Source organism: Streptomyces panacea (genome assembly GCF_040560175.1).
GTDB lineage: Bacteria > Actinomycetota > Actinomycetes > Streptomycetales > Streptomycetaceae > Streptomyces > Streptomyces panacea.
Genome location: NZ_JARJHW010000008.1, coordinates 20,623 through 37,805, shown reverse-complemented (window position 1 = coordinate 37,805; position 17,183 = coordinate 20,623). Strand labels below are relative to the sequence as shown.

General features: G+C 73.3%; 17 protein-coding genes. 4 read left to right on the top strand and 13 right to left on the bottom strand.

Annotated elements, in window-relative coordinates; all coding sequences use genetic code 11:
• Positions 1-66 precede the first annotated feature (66 nt).
• From P3L51_RS03880 to hisD, 10 genes are all read right to left on the bottom strand, one after another.
• Positions 67-2,871: a helix-turn-helix transcriptional regulator gene (locus tag P3L51_RS03880; RefSeq protein WP_354603596.1), complete on the bottom strand. Its 2,805-nt coding sequence runs from the start codon at positions 2,869-2,871 to the stop codon at positions 67-69.
• Positions 2,872-3,020: 149 nt separating this feature from the next.
• Complete coding sequence (bdeA, locus tag P3L51_RS03875; RefSeq protein WP_435594364.1) at positions 3,021-3,980, bottom strand: bis(hydroxyethyl) terephthalate hydrolase; 960 nt, start codon at positions 3,978-3,980, stop codon at positions 3,021-3,023.
• 217 nt (positions 3,981-4,197) lie between these two features.
• A complete protein-coding gene (hisF, locus tag P3L51_RS03870) occupies positions 4,198-4,953 on the bottom strand; it encodes an imidazole glycerol phosphate synthase subunit HisF (RefSeq protein ID WP_354603595.1) in 756 nt (251 codons plus the stop codon).
• Positions 4,950-5,387, bottom strand: coding sequence for a RidA family protein (locus tag P3L51_RS03865; protein ID WP_354603594.1), 438 nt, complete (start codon positions 5,385-5,387; stop codon positions 4,950-4,952). Before P3L51_RS03865 ends, hisF begins: the two co-directional genes overlap by 4 nt.
• The gene (priA, locus tag P3L51_RS03860) at positions 5,384-6,136 is read right to left on the bottom strand and encodes a bifunctional 1-(5-phosphoribosyl)-5-((5-phosphoribosylamino)methylideneamino)imidazole-4-carboxamide isomerase/phosphoribosylanthranilate isomerase PriA (protein ID WP_354603593.1); all 753 of its coding nucleotides are present in this window, start codon (positions 6,134-6,136) and stop codon (positions 5,384-5,386) included. The genes P3L51_RS03865 and priA overlap by 4 nt, the downstream gene beginning before the upstream one ends.
• Positions 6,136-6,771 (bottom strand): imidazole glycerol phosphate synthase subunit HisH, encoded by a 636-nt coding sequence (hisH, locus tag P3L51_RS03855; protein WP_354603592.1) that lies wholly within the window; start codon positions 6,769-6,771, stop codon positions 6,136-6,138. Before hisH ends, priA begins: the two co-directional genes overlap by 1 nt.
• Positions 6,768-6,935: a hypothetical protein gene (locus tag P3L51_RS03850; protein ID WP_354603591.1), complete on the bottom strand. Its 168-nt coding sequence runs from the start codon at positions 6,933-6,935 to the stop codon at positions 6,768-6,770. Before P3L51_RS03850 ends, hisH begins: the two co-directional genes overlap by 4 nt.
• A gap of 4 nt (positions 6,936-6,939) precedes the next feature.
• Positions 6,940-7,533: an imidazoleglycerol-phosphate dehydratase HisB gene (gene hisB, locus P3L51_RS03845; RefSeq protein ID WP_354603590.1), complete on the bottom strand. Its 594-nt coding sequence runs from the start codon at positions 7,531-7,533 to the stop codon at positions 6,940-6,942.
• Entirely contained in the window at positions 7,530-8,639 is a 1,110-nt protein-coding gene (locus tag P3L51_RS03840) for a histidinol-phosphate transaminase (RefSeq protein WP_354603589.1), read from the bottom strand. The genes hisB and P3L51_RS03840 overlap by 4 nt, the downstream gene beginning before the upstream one ends.
• Entirely contained in the window at positions 8,636-9,988 is a 1,353-nt protein-coding gene (gene hisD / locus P3L51_RS03835) for a histidinol dehydrogenase (RefSeq protein WP_354603588.1), read from the bottom strand. Before hisD ends, P3L51_RS03840 begins: the two co-directional genes overlap by 4 nt.
• A 251-nt stretch (positions 9,989-10,239) precedes the next feature.
• On the opposite strand from hisD, the gene P3L51_RS03830 reads away from it, so the two are divergent.
• From P3L51_RS03830 to ybaK, 4 genes are all read left to right on the top strand, one after another.
• On the top strand, positions 10,240-11,859 hold the full coding sequence (locus P3L51_RS03830; protein ID WP_354603587.1) for an oxidoreductase: 1,620 nt from the start codon (positions 10,240-10,242) through the stop codon (positions 11,857-11,859).
• Between the two features lie 114 nt (positions 11,860-11,973).
• Positions 11,974-13,002 (top strand): hypothetical protein, encoded by a 1,029-nt coding sequence (locus P3L51_RS03825; protein ID WP_354603586.1) that lies wholly within the window; start codon positions 11,974-11,976, stop codon positions 13,000-13,002.
• A 5-nt stretch (positions 13,003-13,007) separates the two neighbouring features.
• On the top strand, positions 13,008-13,748 hold the full coding sequence (locus tag P3L51_RS03820) for an LON peptidase substrate-binding domain-containing protein (protein ID WP_354603585.1): 741 nt from the start codon (positions 13,008-13,010) through the stop codon (positions 13,746-13,748).
• Between the two features lie 30 nt (positions 13,749-13,778).
• A complete protein-coding gene (gene ybaK, locus P3L51_RS03815; protein ID WP_354603584.1) occupies positions 13,779-14,291 on the top strand; it encodes a Cys-tRNA(Pro) deacylase in 513 nt (170 codons plus the stop codon).
• A gap of 22 nt (positions 14,292-14,313) precedes the next feature.
• Here ybaK and P3L51_RS03810 read toward each other — a convergent pair whose 3' ends face one another.
• From P3L51_RS03810 to P3L51_RS03800, 3 genes are all read right to left on the bottom strand, one after another.
• On the bottom strand, positions 14,314-14,982 hold the full coding sequence (locus tag P3L51_RS03810; RefSeq protein WP_354603583.1) for an ABC transporter permease: 669 nt from the start codon (positions 14,980-14,982) through the stop codon (positions 14,314-14,316).
• Positions 14,983-15,016: 34 nt separating this feature from the next.
• Positions 15,017-15,859, bottom strand: coding sequence for an ABC transporter permease (locus P3L51_RS03805; protein WP_354603582.1), 843 nt, complete (start codon positions 15,857-15,859; stop codon positions 15,017-15,019).
• Between the two features lie 232 nt (positions 15,860-16,091).
• Positions 16,092-17,063, bottom strand: coding sequence for an ABC transporter ATP-binding protein (locus P3L51_RS03800; protein WP_354603632.1), 972 nt, complete (start codon positions 17,061-17,063; stop codon positions 16,092-16,094).
• Between the last annotated feature and the right edge of the window lie 120 nt (positions 17,064-17,183).

Sequence of the window (17,183 nt, the reverse complement as noted above, 5' to 3'; positions counted from 1 at the left end):
AAGTGCGGCCGACCCCGCGCCGGATCTTCCTGACGCCCGCAGAATGACATACCGCCCGGTCGGTACCTAGGGGTTCGCCGCATTCTCCTCATCACGGTCCAGCAAACGCGCCAGTTCCGTCCGTGAACGCACCCCCAACACGGCGAAGACATTGCGCAGATGGTGGTCGACCGTTCGGGGACTCACCGAGAGCCGCGCGGCCACCTCCCGGTTGGTCGCGCCCTCCGCCACGCACCGTGCGACGCGCCGCTGTTGAGCGGTCAGCGGGTCCACCGGCCCCGAACCGGCCACCGACTCCCCCGCGGCCCGCAGTTCACCGCCCGCGCGCTCGGCCCAGACGCGGGCACCGCACCGCTCGAACGCGACGAGCGCGTCCCGCAGCGGATCGCGGGCCTCGCGGGTCCTGCGCCGCCGCCGCAGCCACTGGCCGTACAGCAGCTCCGTACGGGCGCGTTCGAAGTCGCCGCCCGACCCGGCGTGGTGCGCGAGCGCTTCCTCGTAACAGGCGGCGGCTTCCCCCGGAGGGGCCAGCAGCGCCCGGCAGCGGGCCAGTTGGGCCGGCGCCTGCGGATCGGAGGTCCACGCCGTCCACCCGGTGAACTCCTCGACCACCGCGCGCGCCTCCTCCGCCCGGCCCGCCAGGACGGCGGCCTCCACGAAGCACGGGACGGCGAGCATCCGGGCCGCGAAGTGGCCGCGCCGGGGCCCCGTGAGCACCAGCGGGGCGAGCCGCGCGGCTGCCCGGGTGTGCCGGCCCGCGGCCAGATCCGCGCGGGCCACCGCCCAGGTGGCGAGCGTGGCGGCCTGCCCGAGACCGTGCGGCCCGGCGTCGGCAGCGGCCGACGCCGCGTGCTCAGCGCAGGCGGCGGCGTCGCCTTCTACGGAGGCCGCCATGGCGAGTACGGCGTGCAGCGCGGCGGCGGCGTTGCACTGCCCCAGCCGCTCGGCGGCGCGCAGCCCCTCGTACGCGTGGACGCGGGCCAGCGCGTGCCGGCCGGCCCGCAGTTCGCCGTACGCCAGGTGTTCCAGGGCCTGCGGCAGCAGCGCCTCGGGGCCGTGGGCACGTACGGCGGCCAGTGCCCGCGCGCCCGCCCGGCAGGCGGCGTCGACCTCGCCGAGTACGAGGGCGGCGATGCCCGACCGGAGCAGCGCCGCGGGGTCGCCGGTGCGGCCGTCCGCGTCGAGGCAGCCGCGCAGCAGGGCGCGCCCGTCGTCCGTACGGCCGCGGAGTACGGCGCACATGCCCGCGCGGAAGCGGTCGAGCGCCGGATCGAGCCCCGGACCGACTGCCGGACCGAACGCCGGATCGAGCCCCGGACCGAACGCCGGACCGAGCGCCCGGCGTCCGGGGCGCGGCGCGATCCGGTCCATGGCGTGGAGGTAGCCGGGCACGTCACCGGTGACCCAGGCGGCCTCCGCCGCGCCGAGCAGGGCGCCGACGGCGCGCGCCGTGTCGTGCGGCGCGAGCAGTTCGGCGGCGGTGAGGAGGACTTCCCCCGCGTCGGCGACAGGCCCGTCGCGCAGCGCGATCAGCCCGCGTACGTAGTGGGCGCGGCCGGGCGCGGGGTCGGTGCGCACCCGGGTCAGCAGCGCGCGGGCGCGTCCCGGATCACCGGCGAGCCAGGCGTGCTCGGCGGCAGCGGCGAACCGCTCGCCGCGCAGGGTCTCGTCGGTGGACAGGGCGGCGGCCCGGGTGAGGGCGGCGGCACGGTCGGCGTGCGGGCGGGGCGGCCCCGCCGCGCGTGCCAGGGCATCGGCGAGCGCCGGGTCGTGTCCGGTGGCCGCGCCGGCGCGTTGGAGAAGTCTCGGCAGCGTCCGGTGCGGTCCGTCGAGCACCGTGGCCAGGAGACGGTGTACGGCGCGACGGCGGGCGAGTGGGGCGCGGCGCAGCAGGGCCCGGCGCAGCAGTGGCTGCGTGAAGTGGACGCGCTCGCCGTCGATCCGTACCGCGCCCAGTGTCTCGGCCGGGTCCAGCCGTCCCGGGTCGACCCCGGCGAGCTGTCCGGCCCGCAGCAGGACGGCGGCGTCCGCGCCGGCGCCTTCGGGTTCGTGCTCCTCGGCGGCCGCCGCGAACAGCAGGAGCAGCCGGGTGTCGTCGGGCAGCCCGTCGACGTGCGCGGCGTACGCGTCGAGCAGGCTCTCGCCGCCGCTCAGCGGCTGTGGCAGTCCGCCCCGGCCCGCGAGTTGGTCCTCGGTCAGCCGGCCGGCGAGCGCGGTGAGCAGCCGGGGGTTGCCGGCGGCCTCGCGCAGCAGTTCCTCCCGTACGCCGGGATCGGCCCGGCCGCCGGTCAGCCGGTCGAGCAGCGCGCGGGACGCGGAGCGGTCGAGCGGTCCGAGGCGGAGCGCGGGCAGCGCGGTGAAGTCCCGCTCTCCGGGGTGCTGTTCGGCGGCGGTGAGCAGGACGGCGACCCCCCGGGCGGGGGTCAGCCGGCGGACCGCGAAGACGAGCGCGGCTCTCGACGCGGCGTCCCAGGCGTGCGCGTCGTCGACGCAGACCAGCAGGGGGCGCGGGCCGCCGAGCGTCGTCAGGAGGTCGAGCAGCGCGGTGGGGGCGGTGTCGGGGCGCGGGATGCCGGTGGCGGGCCGGGGCGGCGGTCCCGGCGCCGAGCAGAGGAGGGTGTGCAATCCGCTGTAGGGCAGCAGGCGTTCGGCGGGGGCGGCGGTCGCGTGCAGCAGGGCCGGGCCGTCCTCGCCCAGACCGTCGACGGCGTGGCGCAGGAGCGCGGTGCGGCCGAGCCCCGGCGCCCCGGTCAGCACGAGGGTGCCGCCGCGGCCGGCCGGTAAGCGGGTCAGCAGCGTTTCCAGGATGGCGAGTTCACCGCTGCGGCCGTACAGCCGGAGCGGACTGCGAACGGTCGTCGTTGGGGTCACGTCCGGCACGTTACTGCCGCGTAAACAAGCCCGGAAGGCTCGCGTCCACGGACGCCGCGCCGCCCGGCCGGTGCTGGGCGGTGACCCAGCGGGCGGGCCCCCGCACTGTGCGCGGGCACAGTGCGGGGGCCGCGGGTACGCGGTGCGGGTCAGCCGAGGGGGCAACTCCCCCGGTACTCCTCGATGGTGAGGCTCGGCCGGGGCAGCGGGCACAGGAACTGTTCGAAGCGGGTGTCGTCGTCGATGAACCGCTTCAGCCACGAGATGCTGTACTTCGCGATCGTCGTGTTCGACGAGTTGGGCGTGAGGTGGCTGGCGCCGTTGAGCTCCAGATACGCCTTGTCGAGCGAGCCGGGCAGCGACTCGTAGAACGGTTCCGAGTGCGTGGCGACGGGGGCGATCGTGTCGCCGTCGGCCCCGACGACCAGGGTGGGCGTCCGGAGCTCGGGCCAGGTCTTGTCGGTGTTCCAGCCGGTCAGCGGTATCGCCGCCTTCAGCGACGTACGGCTCTTGGCGGCCTCCAGCGAGCCGCCGCCGCCCATCGAGTGGCCCATGACGCCGAGCCGTGCCGCGTCGATCCGGGTACGGACCGTGCTTCGCTGTGTCAAGTAGTCGAGCGCGGCGAGGAGTTGACTGCCCCGGCTGGCCGGCTGGTCGAGGGTGGTGAGCGTGTCGATGGTGAAGACGACGAAGCCCTGCGAGGCGAGTCTGGGACCGAGCCAGGCCATGCTGGACTGTGTGGCGGTGAAGCCGGGGGCGACCGCCACCGCGCCGAACGTGCCGTCCGCCGTGGACGTCGGGTAGTAGATGGTGCCGCCGCCGAAGCCGCTGACGCCGAGTGAGGAGACGCTGGTCTGCGAGACGGCGTACGAGCCGCGTGCCGCCTCGATGCTGGAGACGGTGGGGGCGGGGCCGCGCTCGTAGGGGTTGGCGGCGGCTGCCTCGGGGGCGGCGCCGGCGGCCTGCGCTCCGGGGACGAGCCCGCCGAACAGTGCGGCGGTGGCGGCGCCGGCGGTCAGGGCGACGCTCCAGGTACGCGACCGGGAACGGGTGGAGAGGGAGGCGCGGCTGCGGCCCGCCGGGCTGTCGCCGGTGGAGAGTTGCTGCACGAGGGGGGTCCTCTCGGTGGGGGCGGCACCCTCGTACGAGGACCGGGCCCGTCGTCCTGGGCCGTGGCCCCCGCCGGATGGCGACCGCCGTACTGGCTGACGGAGACCACATTCCCGCCGCCAACCCCCTTCGCGCATCGGCGAGTTCGCCGGTGTTGAGCGCGAACTGCCCCGGAACGGATCGTTCCGGGGCAGTGGGCGTGTGTACGGGAGCGGCTCAGCGCACCGGGTGACCCGCGTCCCGCAGCGCCTTCTTCACCTGGGAGATCCGCAGATCGCCGAAGTGGAAGACGGAAGCGGCGAGTACGGCGTCCGCGCCCGCCTCGACGGCCGGCGGGAAGTGCGCGAGGCTCCCCGCGCCGCCCGAGGCGATGACCGGGACGGTGACGTGCTTTCGCACGGCCGCGATCATCTCCGTGTCGTAGCCGTCCTTGGTGCCGTCCGCGTCCATCGAGTTGAGCAGGATCTCCCCGGCGCCCAGTTCGGCCGCGCGGTGCGCCCACTCCACGGCGTCGATGCCGGTGCCCCGGCGCCCGCCGTGCGTGGTGACCTCGAAGGTGCCCTCGGGCGTACGCCGCGCGTCGACCGACAGGACGAGCACCTGACGGCCGAAGCGCTCGGCGATCTCCCGGATGAGGTCGGGGCGTTCGATCGCGGCCGTGTTGACGCCGACCTTGTCGGCGCCCGCCCGCAGCAGCTTGTCGACGTCCCCGGGGGTACGGACGCCGCCGCCGACCGTGAGCGGGATGAAGACCTGCTCGGCGGTGCGGCGCACCACGTCGTACGTCGTCTCGCGGTCCCCCGACGAGGCGGTGATGTCGAGGAAGGTCAGTTCGTCGGCGCCCTCGGCGTCGTACAGCCTCGCCATCTCGACGGGGTCACCGGCGTCGCGCAGATTCTGGAAGTTGACGCCCTTGACGACCCGGCCGTTGTCGACGTCCAGACAGGGGATGACTCGCACGGCGAGGCTCATGCCGGGCCTCCGGAGGGCGCGCGGAAGGCTTCCAGTTCGATCTCCACGACCAGGCTCGGGTCGATGAGGCCGGCGACGACGACCATGGTGGCGGCCGGCCGTACGGCGCCGAACGCCTCCTTGTGGGCGCGCCCCACCTCGTCCGCGTCCCCGGCGTGCGTCACGTACATCCGGGTGCGCACGACGTGTTCGGCGCCGAGGCCGAGGTCGCCCAGCGCCTTGACGCCGATACCGAAGGCGGTGACGGCCTGTTCGTACGGGCCGCCCTCGGCGATCCGCCCGTCGACGACCGAGGTACAACCGGAGACGAGGACGAGTCCGCCCGGCAGCTGGACGGCGCGGGAGTAGCCGTAGGCGTCCTCCCAGGGACCGCCCGAGACGATGCGGCGTACGCGGTCGGACGCGTCCGTGCGGACCGGGTGGTTCTCGCTCATCGGGCCACCTCCGTGAGCGCCTCTTCCAGGGTGAACGCCTTCGCGTACAGGGCCTTGCCGACGATCGCGCCCTCGACGCCCTCGGGCACCAGCGAGGCGATGGCACGCAGATCGGCGAGCGAGGAGACGCCGCCGGAGGCGACGACCGGCCGGTCGGTGGCCGCGCACACGCTCTTGAGCAGCTCCAGATTGGGCCCTTGGAGCGTGCCGTCCTTGGCGATGTCGGTGACGACGTACCGTGCGCAGCCCTCCGCGTCGAGGCGCGCCAGTGTCTCCCAGAGGTCGCCGCCCTCGCTGGTCCAGCCGCGCCCGCGCAGTGTCGTACCGCGTACGTCGAGGCCGATCGCGATCTTGTCGCCGTACTCGGCGATGGCCTTGGCCGCCCACTCAGGGGTCTCCAGCGCCGCCGTACCGAGGTTGACGCGCGTGCAGCCGGTGGCGAGCGCGGCGGCGAGCGAGGCGTCGTCGCGGATGCCTCCGGACAGCTCGACCTTGATGTCCATGGCGTCGGTGATGCCGGCGACGAGGTCCCTGTTGTCACCGGTGCCGAACGCCGCGTCGAGGTCCACGAGATGCAGCCACTCGGCGCCCGCGCGCTGCCAGGCGAGTGCGGCTTCCAGCGGTGAGCCGTAACCGGTCTCGGAGCCCGACTCGCCGTGGACGAGCCGCACGGCCTGGCCGTCGCGCACGTCGACGGCGGGGAGGAGTTCGAGCCTCGTCACGGAGGACGGGGTGGGTGTGCCGGACATCAGAAGGTTCCGATCCAGTTGGACAGCAGCTGGGCTCCGGCGTCGCCGGACTTCTCGGGGTGGAACTGCGTGGCCCACAGTGCACCGTTCTCCACGGCGGCCACGAACGGCTCGCCGTGCCGGGACCAGGTGACCTTCGGGGCGCGGATCTTGGGGTTGGTGACTTCGAGGGACCAGTCGTGGACGGCGTAGGAGTGCACGAAGTAGTAGCGCTCCCCGGCGTCGAGCCCGGCGAAGAGCCGGCTGTCCTCGGGTGCCTCGACGGTGTTCCAGCCCATGTGCGGGACGGTCGGGGCGGTGAGCGGGCCGACGGTGCCGGGCCACTCGTCGAGACCCTCGGTCTCCACGCCGTGCTCGATGCCGCGCTCGAAGAGGATCTGCATGCCGACGCAGATGCCCAGGACGGGGCGTCCGCCCGCCAGCCTGCGGCCGACGATCCAGTCGCCGCGCGCCGCGCGGAGCCCTTCCATGCAGGCGGAGAAGGCGCCGACGCCGGGCACGATCAGCCCGTCGGCGTTCATGGCCTTGTCGAAGTCACGGGTGATCTCGACCTCCGCCCCCGCGCGGGCGACGGCGCGCTCGGCCGAACGGACGTTGCCGAAGCCGTAGTCGAGGACGACGACGTTCTTGGTCATTCCCACAGTCCCTGGATACGGAGGACGCCGGCCACGAGGCAGAGCGCGGAGCAGATGCCGAGCAGGACGATGACGCCCGTGGGCTGCTTCTGCTTGGCGAAGGAGTAGACGCCGCCGGCCAGGAACAGGCCGAGGACGATCAGGATGGTGTTGAGACCGGTCATGGAATTACAACGCGCCCTTCGTGGACGGGAGGATGCCGACGGCGCGCGGGTCGCGTTCGCTCGCGTACCGCAGCGCGCGGGCGAGGGCCTTGAACTGGCACTCGACGATGTGGTGCGCGTTGCGCCCGTACGGGACGTGCACGTGCAGCGCGATCTGCGCCTGGGCGACGAACGACTCCAGGATGTGCCGGGTCATGGTCGTGTCGTAGCCGCCGATCATCGGCGCCATGCCCTCCGGCTCGGTGTGCACCAGGTACGGGCGGCCGGAGAGGTCCACGGTGACCTGGGCGAGCGATTCGTCCAGCGGGACGGTGCAGTTGCCGAAGCGGTAGATGCCGACCTTGTCGCCGAGCGCCTGCTTGAAGGCGGCGCCGAGGGCGAGGGCGGTGTCCTCGATGGTGTGGTGCGAGTCGATGTGCAGATCGCCCTCGGTCTTGACCGTCAGGTCGAAGAGGCCGTGCCTGCCGAGCTGGTCGAGCATGTGGTCGTAGAAGCCGACACCCGTCGACACCTCGACCCTGCCCGTGCCGTCGAGGTCGAGCTCGACAACGACCGAGGTCTCCTTGGTCGTTCGTTCCACGCGGCCGATACGGCTCATGCGCTCTGCTCCTTCGTCAATTTACGTACCGCGTCGAGGAACGCGTCGTTCTCGGACGGGGTGCCCGCCGTGACCCGCAGCCGGCCGGGGACGCCGTTGTCGCGGACCAGCACGCCCTGGTCGAGGATCGTCCGCCAGGCCCGGTGCGCGTCGTCGAAGCGGCCGAACTGGACGAAGTTGGCGTCCGATTCGGTGACCTCGAAGCCCATCGCCCGCAATTCGGTGACCAGCCGGTCCCGCTCGGTCTTGAGCTGTTCGACATATCCGAGCAGCGTATCGGTGTGCTCCAGCGCGGCGAGCGCGGTGGCCTGGGTGACGGCGGAGAGGTGGTACGGCAGGCGTACCAGCTGCACCGCGTCGACCACGGCGGGGTCGGCGGCGAGATAGCCCAGGCGCAGTCCGGCGGCGCCGAAGGCCTTGGACATCGTGCGGGAGACGACGAGGTTCGGGCGGCCCGCGAGCAGCGGCAGCAGCGTGGGGTGGTGGCTGAATTCGACGTACGCCTCGTCGACGACGACCAGCGACGGCCTGGCTGCCTGCGCCGCGTCGTACAGCCGCAGGACGGTCGCGGCGTCGACGGCGCTGCCGGTGGGGTTGTTGGGGGTGGTGATGAAGACGACGTCGGGGCGGTGCTCGGTGATGGCCCGCCCGGCGGCGGCCACGTCGATGGTGAAGTCCTCGTTGCGGGGGCCGGAGAGCCAGCCGGTGCTGGTGCCGCGCGCGATGAGGTGGTGCATCGAGTACGAGGGCTCGAAGCCGATCGCGGTGCGGCCGGGGCCGCCGAACGTCTGGAGCAGCTGCTGGATGACCTCGTTGGAGCCGTTGGCGGCCCAGACGTTGGCGGCGGTCAGCGGGAGGTCGCCGGCGGTGCGGCGCAGATAGGCGGCCAGCTCGGTGCGGAGTTCGACCGCGTCCCGGTCGGGGTAGCGGTTGAGGCCGCGCGCGGCCTCGCGGACCCGCTCGGTGATCCGCTCGACGAGCGCCTCGGGCAGCGGGTACGGGTTCTCGTTGGTGTTGAGGTGCACGGGGACGTCCAACTGGGGCGCCCCGTAAGGGGACTTGCCGCGCAGTTCGTCGCGTACGGGAAGGTCGTCGATGCCGGTCACGCGCCCTCCCCGGAGCGCTGCGCCTGCGGCAGTTTCCAGCCGAAGCGCGCCTTGACGGCGGCGCCGTGCGCGGGCAGGTCCTCGGCCTCGGCGAGCGTCACGACGTGGTGGGCGACGTCGGCGAGCGCGTCGCGCGTGTAGTCCACGATGTGGATGCCGCGCAGGAAGGACTGGACGGAGAGGCCGGACGAGTGGCAGGCACAACCGCCGGTCGGCAGGACGTGGTTGGAGCCGGCGCAGTAGTCACCGAGCGAGACCGGCGCGTACGGGCCCACGAAGATCGCGCCCGCGTTGCGGACCCGGGCGGCGACGGCGGCGGCGTCGGCGGTCTGCACCTCCAGGTGCTCGGCGCCGTACGCGTCGACCACCCGCAGGCCCTCCTCGACGCCGTCGACCAGCACGATCGCGGACTGCTTGCCCGCCAGGGCGGGCGCGATGCGGTCCTCGACGTGCTTGGTGGCGGCGGTCTGCGGCACCAGTTCCTTCTCGACCGCGTCGGCCAGTTCGACGGAGTCGGTGACGAGGACGGCGGCGGCGAGCGGGTCGTGCTCGGCCTGGCTGATCAGGTCGGCGGCGACGTGCGCCGGGTCGGCGGTCGCGTCGGCGAGGACGGCGATCTCGGTCGGGCCGGCCTCGGTGTCGATGCCGATCCGGCCCGCGAAGTAGCGCTTGGCGGCGGCGACCCAGATGTTGCCGGGGCCGGTGACCATGTCGGCGGGCGGGCAGCCGTCGGGCCCGGTCGTGCCGTACGCGAACATCGCGACGGCCTGGGCGCCGCCGACCGCGTACACCTCCTCGACACCGAGCAGCGCGCAGGCGGCGAGGATCGTCGGGTGCGGCAGGCCGCCGAACTCCTTCTGGGGAGGGGAGGCGAGCGCGATCGAGCCGACGCCCGCTTCCTGCGCCGGGACCACGTTCATGATCACGGACGACGGGTAGACGGAGCGTCCGCCGGGCGCGTACAGCCCGACGCGGCCGACCGGCACCCACTTCTCGGTCACCTTGCCGCCGGGCACGACCTGGGTGGTGTGCTCCGCGCGCCGCTGGGCGCGGTGGACGATACGGGCCCGCCTGACGGACTCGTCGAGCGCGGCCCGTACGGCGGGATCCAGGGCCTCCAGGGCCCCGGTGAGGGCTTCGGCGGGGACCCGGACCCGGTCGAGCGTCACTCCGTCGAACGTCGCCGCGTACTCGATCAGCGCCGCGGTGCCGCGATGGCGTACGTCCTCGCAGATGGGCCGCACCTTCGCCAGGGCGGCTTCCACGTCGAACTCGGCACGGGGCAGCAGGCCGCGCAGTGCGCCGCCCTCGGGGAGGGCGTCGCCGCGCAGATCGATTCGTGAGATCACGCGGTCAATTCTCGCAGACCGGATATCGCCGCCGGTCGCCCGTATCACTGGCTGATATGAGCCCCGGATGTCACTCACGGCTACTAACGTTGACGATCGGCGTTCATTCGGTCACTCAGAGGGAAGAACATTCGTACGACTTCACAACAGCAGCCCCGCACGGCGACGGCCGCCCGGGAGTCACACGACCACCGACACACCACGACCACGCACAGCGACAGGCACGGCAAACGGGGAAGTGAGGCGCGGCAGTGTCCGAGCCGCAGGACGACGAAGCTCCGGAGTGGCTCTCTGCCACAGAACTCGGCATGTGGCAGGCATTTCGGAACGGCAGCACCTACGACCTGAGCGTGCCGAGCCCACTGCTCAACGATCCGGCCGCGGCCGGCCCCTGGGGCGAGCACCGCAGCGTGCGCGCCCGGGTCGTCGCCCTGCTGCTGCTCAGCGGCCCCTCGGCGCGCCCCGGCCGGGTCGCCGCCCTCAAGCTGCGCGGGGCGTACATCAGCGGGTCGCTGGATCTCGCGGGCGGCAAGGTCGAGCCGTACGTGGAGCTGACCTTCTGCCGCTTCGAGCGCGAAGTGGTGCTGCCGGAGTGCCACTTCACCACCCTGCGGCTGGTGGGCTGTGTGATCCCGCGCCTGGAGGCCGCCCGGCTGCGCACCGAGGGCGATCTGCATCTGCCGCGCTGCCATGTCGCGCGCGGTATCCGGCTGACCGACGCGCACATCGGCACGGACCTGCTGATCAGCCAGATATCCGTCCGGCCCGACAGCGACAGCCGGTCGATAGCGGCCGACGGGATGTCGGTGGGGCAGGATCTGCAGGCCGAACAGATGGAGACGCACGGCGAGTTCAGCCTGCGAGGCTCGACGGTCGGGGGCTCGCTGATGCTGCGCGGCAGCCGGCTGCGCGCGGCGGGCCAGCGCCGCGCGCTCAACGCGCCGCAGCTGACCGTGGAGCGCTCGCTCTACATGACGGGCGCCGTCGTGAGCAGCGCGACGGGCAACGCCAACTCCACCCCGCCGTACGGCACGGTCTACACCGGCGCCACGGGCGGCGCCGCGGTGCTGCCGCCGGGCACCGAGATCCGGCGGTTCGAGTGCTACGGCGGAGTCCGCCTGGACGACGGGCGGATCGGCGACTCGATCGACTTCCACCAGGCGCGCTTCCTGATGGCGGCCGGCGAGGAGCTGTCGCTGCGCCGGATCACCGCGACGGAGCTGCGTTTCCAGTGCGAGCGCCCGCTGGAGGGCCGGGTCGTGCTGAACGGCGCGAGGATCACGACGCTGATGGATCTGTCCACGAGCTGGCCGGGCCCCGGCGGCCTGGCGATGGGGGGCTTCGTCTACGAGAATGTGGTGCCGTCCGGCCATTTCCCCCTGAACCGGCGGCTGGAGTGGCTGGACTCGGCGACACCGGAGTACTCGCCGGAGCCGTACGAACGGCTCGCGCAGGTGATGCGCAACAGCGGTGAGGACGCCGACGCCCGCGAGGTGCTGCTGGCCAAGCAGCGCAGACGGCGCGAGACGCTGCCGCTGGCGGCGAAGACCTGGGGGTACGTCCAGGACTGGACGGTGGCGTACGGCTACCGGCCGGGCCGGGCCGCGCTGTGGATGGCCATGCTGTGGGCGGCGGGCACGTTCGCCTTCGCACGGAACGCGCCGGAGCCGCTGAAGGGCGAGGAGCACCCGGCGTGGAATCCGGCGCTGTACGTGCTGGATCTGCTGGTGCCGGTGATCAATCTCGGCCAGGACGGGCACTGGCGGACGGAGGGCGGCTGGCAGTGGCTGGCGGCCGCGATGGTGCTGCTCGGCTGGATCCTCGCCACAACAGTCGCAGCAGGTGCCTCACGTCTCCTGCGCCGCGGCTGACACAGCACCCGGCCCGCTTTCTTTACCTTCCCTTGACCAGTCGGAAGACAACCTTTCACCCACCACCAAAGCTTCACATATGCCCTCTGGCGCCCCTGCGACCTGCGGTTTTCAATGGTCCGCACCATGTCATTGATTCGCGCACTGATCAGTACCGCGCGCATGCTCCGGCACACCCCGCGGCTCGCCGACGGGCTTCCGCCGGACGATGCGGTACTGCTCGACGCCCCCGACGACCGGCTCGCCCCGGCGCTCGTCTCGGCCGCCCTCGGCGAGTACGAGCAGGCGGCGAAGCTGCTGGCGACCACACGTGAATCAGCCGAATGGGAGAACCGCGACCGCTATGTGATGCGGCTCGCCGCCTTCGCCCACCACCGTGACGAATGGCTGGGCCACTGGCTCGCCGCGGCCCCGCACGACCCGGACGCGCTGGTCCTCAAGGCCGAGCTGGGCGTGCGCAGGGCCTGGGAGTCCCCGGCCCGCGCCGAGCTGCTGCGCGAGATGGGCCCGCGGATCGGCGCGGCGGCCGAGGCCGACACGCGCGACCCGGTGCCGTGGCGGATCGCCCTGGACCACGCGCGTGGCACGCACGCGGGCCACCATGCCTTCGAGTCGCTGTGGGCCGAGGCGGTGCGCCGCTCCTCGCACCACTACGGGTGTCATGTCGCGGCGCTCCAGTACCTCTCCGCCCAGTGGCACGGCTCGCACCAGGAGTGCTTCGACTTCGCCGAACAGGCCGCCGAGGACGCGCTGCCCGGATCACTCGTGAAGGCGCTTCCGATGCGGGCCGCCTTCAGCCGGCTGGTGAGCGGCGACCCCGCCTCCGTGGCGACGGACCGGATCGACGCGGCCTGCGACGAGGCGATCCTGCTCTCCTCCCTGTACGCGGTGGGCGATCCCTGGCCGGCGGAGGTACGGAATCTGCTGGCGTACGTGCTGGTCGGACGGCACCGGTGGGACGAGGCACTGGAACAGTTCCGGCTGATCGGCCCCTACGCGACGTCGTTTCCGTGGACCGCGCTGACCGACGATCCGCTGGGCCAGTTCCTGGAGACACGCGACGGCGTACGGCTCCAGGTGGCCTCCGGGATGCCCTTGTGGAACCGGACAGACAGAGGGCGTCCGCGCGGCCATTACGCTTGAGCGTTGTGACCACCGCACATCTCCCTCTCTTCCCGCTGAACGCGGTGTTGTTCCCGGGCCTCGTCATGCCCCTGAACATCTTCGAGGAGCGGTATCGCGCCATGATGCGCGAGCTGCTCAAGACCGACGAGTCCGAACCGCGACGCTTCGTCGTGGTCGCCATCCGCGACGGGCACGAGGTCGCGCCGACCGCCCCCGGCCTGCCCGATCCCACCTCCGTACCGGAACGCGGTCCGGCGGCGGGCTTCGGCACCGATCCGCTGAACTCCTTCCACGAGGTGGGCTGCGTCGCCGACGCGACCACCATCCGCGAACGCCCGGACGGCAGCTTCGAGGTCCTGGCCACCGGCACCAGCCGGGTGCGGCTGCTCTCGGTCGACACCGGCGGGCCCTATCTGACCGCCAAGGTCGAGGCCGTCGCCGAGGACTCGGGCGAGGGCGCGGGCGCGCTCGCCGAAGGCGTGCTGCGGGCGTTCCGCAGCTACCAGAAACGGCTGGCGGGCGCGCGTGAACGGTCGCTGTCGACCGGCAGCGACCTGCCCGACGAACCGTCCGTGGTCTCGTACCTGGTGGCCGCAGCGGCCGTCCTGGACACCCCGGCGAAGCAGCGGCTGCTCCAGGCACCGGACACCGTGACGCGGCTGCGGGAGGAGCTGAAGCTCCTGCGGGCCGAGACGGCGGTGATCCGGCATCTGCCGTCGCTGCCGGCCGTGGACCTCACGCTGAAGCCCACCAGCCCGAACTGAGCCGCCCAACTCACGCGAGGAACACGTCCCTTGGCGAAAGCGCAGTCCAAGAAGCAGCCGAAGAAAGCCGCGGGCGGCACCCCGGCGACGGTCGCGCTGACGGCGGCGAAGGCCGAGTTCACCCTGCACGCGTACGAGCACGACCCGGCGGCGCCCTCGTACGGCGAGGAGGCCGCGGAGGCGCTGGGGGTGTCGGCGGACCGGGTGTTCAAGACGCTGGTCGCCGACGTCGACGGTGAACTGACCGTGGCGGTCGTCCCGGTCTCCGGCTCGCTGGACCTGAAGGCGCTGGCCGCCGCGGTGGGCGGCAAGCGGGCGACGATGGCGGACCCGTCGGCGGCGGAGCGCACCACGGGTTACGTACGCGGCGGCATCTCGCCCCTGGGCCAGCGCAAGCGGCTCCGTACGGTGGTCGACTCCTCGGCGCGGGCCCACCCGACGGTCTGTGTCTCGGCGGGCCGCCGCGGCCTGGAGGTGGAGCTGTCCCCGTCGGACCTGACATCCCTGACGTCGGCGACGCTGGCGCCGATCGCCAGGGCCTGACGGCCGCGCGCGACAGGCGCTGTCAGCGCCCCGCGCCGCCCGGCTCGTCCTCCGGGCCCGCGGGAAGGTACGGCGCCCCGAACGGCACCCACTCCGGGTCCGGGTCGCGCGGCCCGAACAGGGCCGTCAGCGCCAGGTGCACGACCATCGCCGCCACCGGCCACACCAGCAGCGCGCCCCGCGCGTTCAGCTCCAGCGGGGCGTCGAACGTCTTGCCCTGCCCCACCGCGCGCGCCTGCGTCACCACGTCGTCCGGGCCCAGCCCCCAGCCGATCAGCCAGGCCAGCCCCGACGCGAGCAGCCCGCCCAGCGCCAGGCCCACGACCAGCGGGATACCGCCGCGCCGGCGGAACCAGAAGACCAGGGCGGCACTGACCGCGCCGAATCCCAGGGCCAGCAGGACGAACGTGCCGTCCGCGCCGATCGCCTCCTCGCCCTCCGTGTCCTTCAGGAAGACGGCCGAGTCACCGGCGATCAGCGGCACCCGGGGCGACAGCCAGAGCCAGAGCAGTCCGAACAGGACACCGGAGAGTGCCACGACGAGCGTCACGACGGCGGCCTGCTTCAGCTCGGTCCTCGTGTCGGTCCCGTCCGCCGTCTCGGCGACGTAGGCGTGGGCTCCCGCGCCCTGCGGCTTCTGCCAGGGATCGTCGTTCTGCGGCTGGTGGGGCGGCGTCAGGGGTGCTGTCACCCCGCCATCGTGCCAGGCATGGCCCGGCCGTGCCTCATCGGACCGCCGCACGCCTGTACGCCCAGGTCGCCACGGCCAGCGACACGACACCGACGGCCGCGCAGACCGCCAGATCGAGCGCGACGGTGGCCCAGTCGGGATGGCTGTCGAAGCTACGGGCCAGGGCCTCCACCCCGTAGGTGGACGGCAGCAGATCGCGGGCGTACGTGATCGGCCCCGGCAGCCGGTCGGCGGGCAGCACCCCGAGCAGCAGCGCGGCGGACATGCCGAGCTGCCCGAGCAGCGTGGCCAGCTCCTGACGCGGCGCGAGGAGTCCCAGCGCGGCGCCGAGACCGGCGAGCGCGGCGCCGGAGAGCGGAATGACGGCGACCAGCACCCAGAGGTGGGTGAGCGGCAGGTCGAAGAGCAGACTGCCGGTCACGGCCGTCACCGCGGTGCCCGGCACGGTGAACGAGGCGTACGCGCCGGCCGCGCCCAGCACCACGGCGGCGGGCGGCACGGGCAGTGTCGCGTAGTGGTCGAGGCCGCCGGTCGCCCGCAGCTGCCCGAAGTACTGGGCGAGCAGATTGAGCGCCACGAAGGCCACGACGAGCACGCTCGACCCGGCCACCACGGCCCGCGCCTCGGCGCCGCCGTCGACGACACCGCGCATCAGGATCATGATCCCGACGGACTGGAAGGTCGCGACGAAGAGGAGCGGGATACGGGCGACGCGGGCCCGCGAGAGCTGCGCGCGGTACACGGCGGCCATCGAGGGCAGCAGACGCGCGCGGGGAGCCAGCGGCGCCGGCGCCCCGTCGGCTCCGTCGGTTGCGGCACGGGTGTCCGGGGCTGTCCGGCTCTTCCCGGCGACGGCCTCCGCGGGCACGATGCTCACCTGGCGCTGCTCCTGTTCGGTGCGGACGGGCGGGTGCGGGCGCGGCGGTTCGGGTACGGCGCCGACCGGGACCAGCGTGTCATACGGCCCGAACGCGCCGAACGCCCCGTACGGGCGGGCCAGTCCACGTCGGTCACGGGGAGTACGGCGCGGCCCCCGGTGGCGACCGGGCCGGGCCTCGGAGCCGTAATCCCGAAGTCTCTCGCCGGCCCGTCCGTCCCGCCGTCACCCGTCATCCCTTCACCAGCCCCGGCACCTGGCCGCCGAGCGCCAGATACACGTCCTCCAGGCTCGGCGTCGCCAGCGTGAAGTCGTCCAGCGCCGCGAAGGCGGCGCCGCCGGTCACCGCCGCGACGGCCGCGCGCGCCTCGTCGGGGGCGAGCCGCAGCACCCAGCGGCGGCCCGACTCCTGCGCGGATCCGCGCAGCGCGGCGACCTCCGGAACGTCGAGCGGGGCGCGCTCGCGCCAGACGAGTTCGAGCCGTACCTCGCCGGCGACCTGTTCCTTGAGTCCGGACGGGGTGTCGCAGGCGATGACCTTGCCCCGGTCGAGGACGGCGACCCGGTCGAGGACCGTCTCGGCCTCGATGACGTTGTGGGTGACGAGCAGCACGGTCGCCCCGCGTTCGGCCCGGCGGCGGTCGACCGCCGCCCAGACGGCGCGCCTGGCGACCGGGTCCATGCCGGTGGTGGGCTCGTCCAGGACGAGCACGGGCCGCTCCCCCACCAGCGTGGCGGCGAAGCAGGCCATCCGGCGCTGACCGCCGGAGAGCTTCTTCAGAGGGCGGCCGGCGAGTTCGGTGAGGCCGAGTTCGGCGAGCACGGCGTCGCGCTCGGCGCGCGCCTCGTCCAGGCCGAGCCCGCGCAGCCTGCCCGTGGTCTCGGCCGCGAGCCCGACGGTCAACTCGTCGAGTGCGGTGGACTGCTGGCCGAGATAGCCGATGAGGCGGGAGGCGCGTTCGGGGTGGCGGACCAGGTCGTGTCCGAGGACCTTGACGCTGCCGGAGTCGGGCCGCATGAGTCCGGTGAGCTGGCGTACGAGGGTGGACTTGCCCGCGCCGTTGGGGCCGAGCAGTCCGAAGATCTCACCGCGCCGCACGTCCAGGGAGATGCCGTCGGTGGCGCGCACCTCGGGTGTCGCCGGGGCCCCACGCCTGCCGCGCGCGGCGGGGTACGTCTTGACCAGCTCCCGCACCGCGCACACCGTACTCACAAGGGTCGAGCCTACGGGGTCCGACCGCCCCGAATACGTCCGGGGGCGCCCGGTGACCCTTCGCGGCCACGGCGTGTCCGCAAAGTCCCGCCCGGCCCGCGACGCCGCGGT

Excerpts from the sequence above, each read along its gene's own strand:
- hisF (WP_354603595.1), bottom strand. The coding sequence starts at position 4,953 with ATGAGCCTCGCCGTGCGAGTCATCCCCTGTCTGGACGTCGACAACGGC.
- P3L51_RS03865 (WP_354603594.1), bottom strand. The coding sequence starts at position 5,387 with ATGAGCGAGAACCACCCGGTCCGCACGGACGCGTCCGACCGCGTACGC.
- priA (WP_354603593.1), bottom strand. The coding sequence starts at position 6,136 with ATGTCCGGCACACCCACCCCGTCCTCCGTGACGAGGCTCGAACTCCTC.
- hisH (WP_354603592.1), bottom strand. The coding sequence starts at position 6,771 with ATGACCAAGAACGTCGTCGTCCTCGACTACGGCTTCGGCAACGTCCGT.
- P3L51_RS03850 (WP_354603591.1), bottom strand. The coding sequence starts at position 6,935 with ATGACCGGTCTCAACACCATCCTGATCGTCCTCGGCCTGTTCCTGGCC.
- hisB (WP_354603590.1), bottom strand. The coding sequence starts at position 7,533 with ATGAGCCGTATCGGCCGCGTGGAACGAACGACCAAGGAGACCTCGGTC.
- P3L51_RS03825 (WP_354603586.1), top strand. The coding sequence starts at position 11,974 with ATGGTCCGCACCATGTCATTGATTCGCGCACTGATCAGTACCGCGCGC.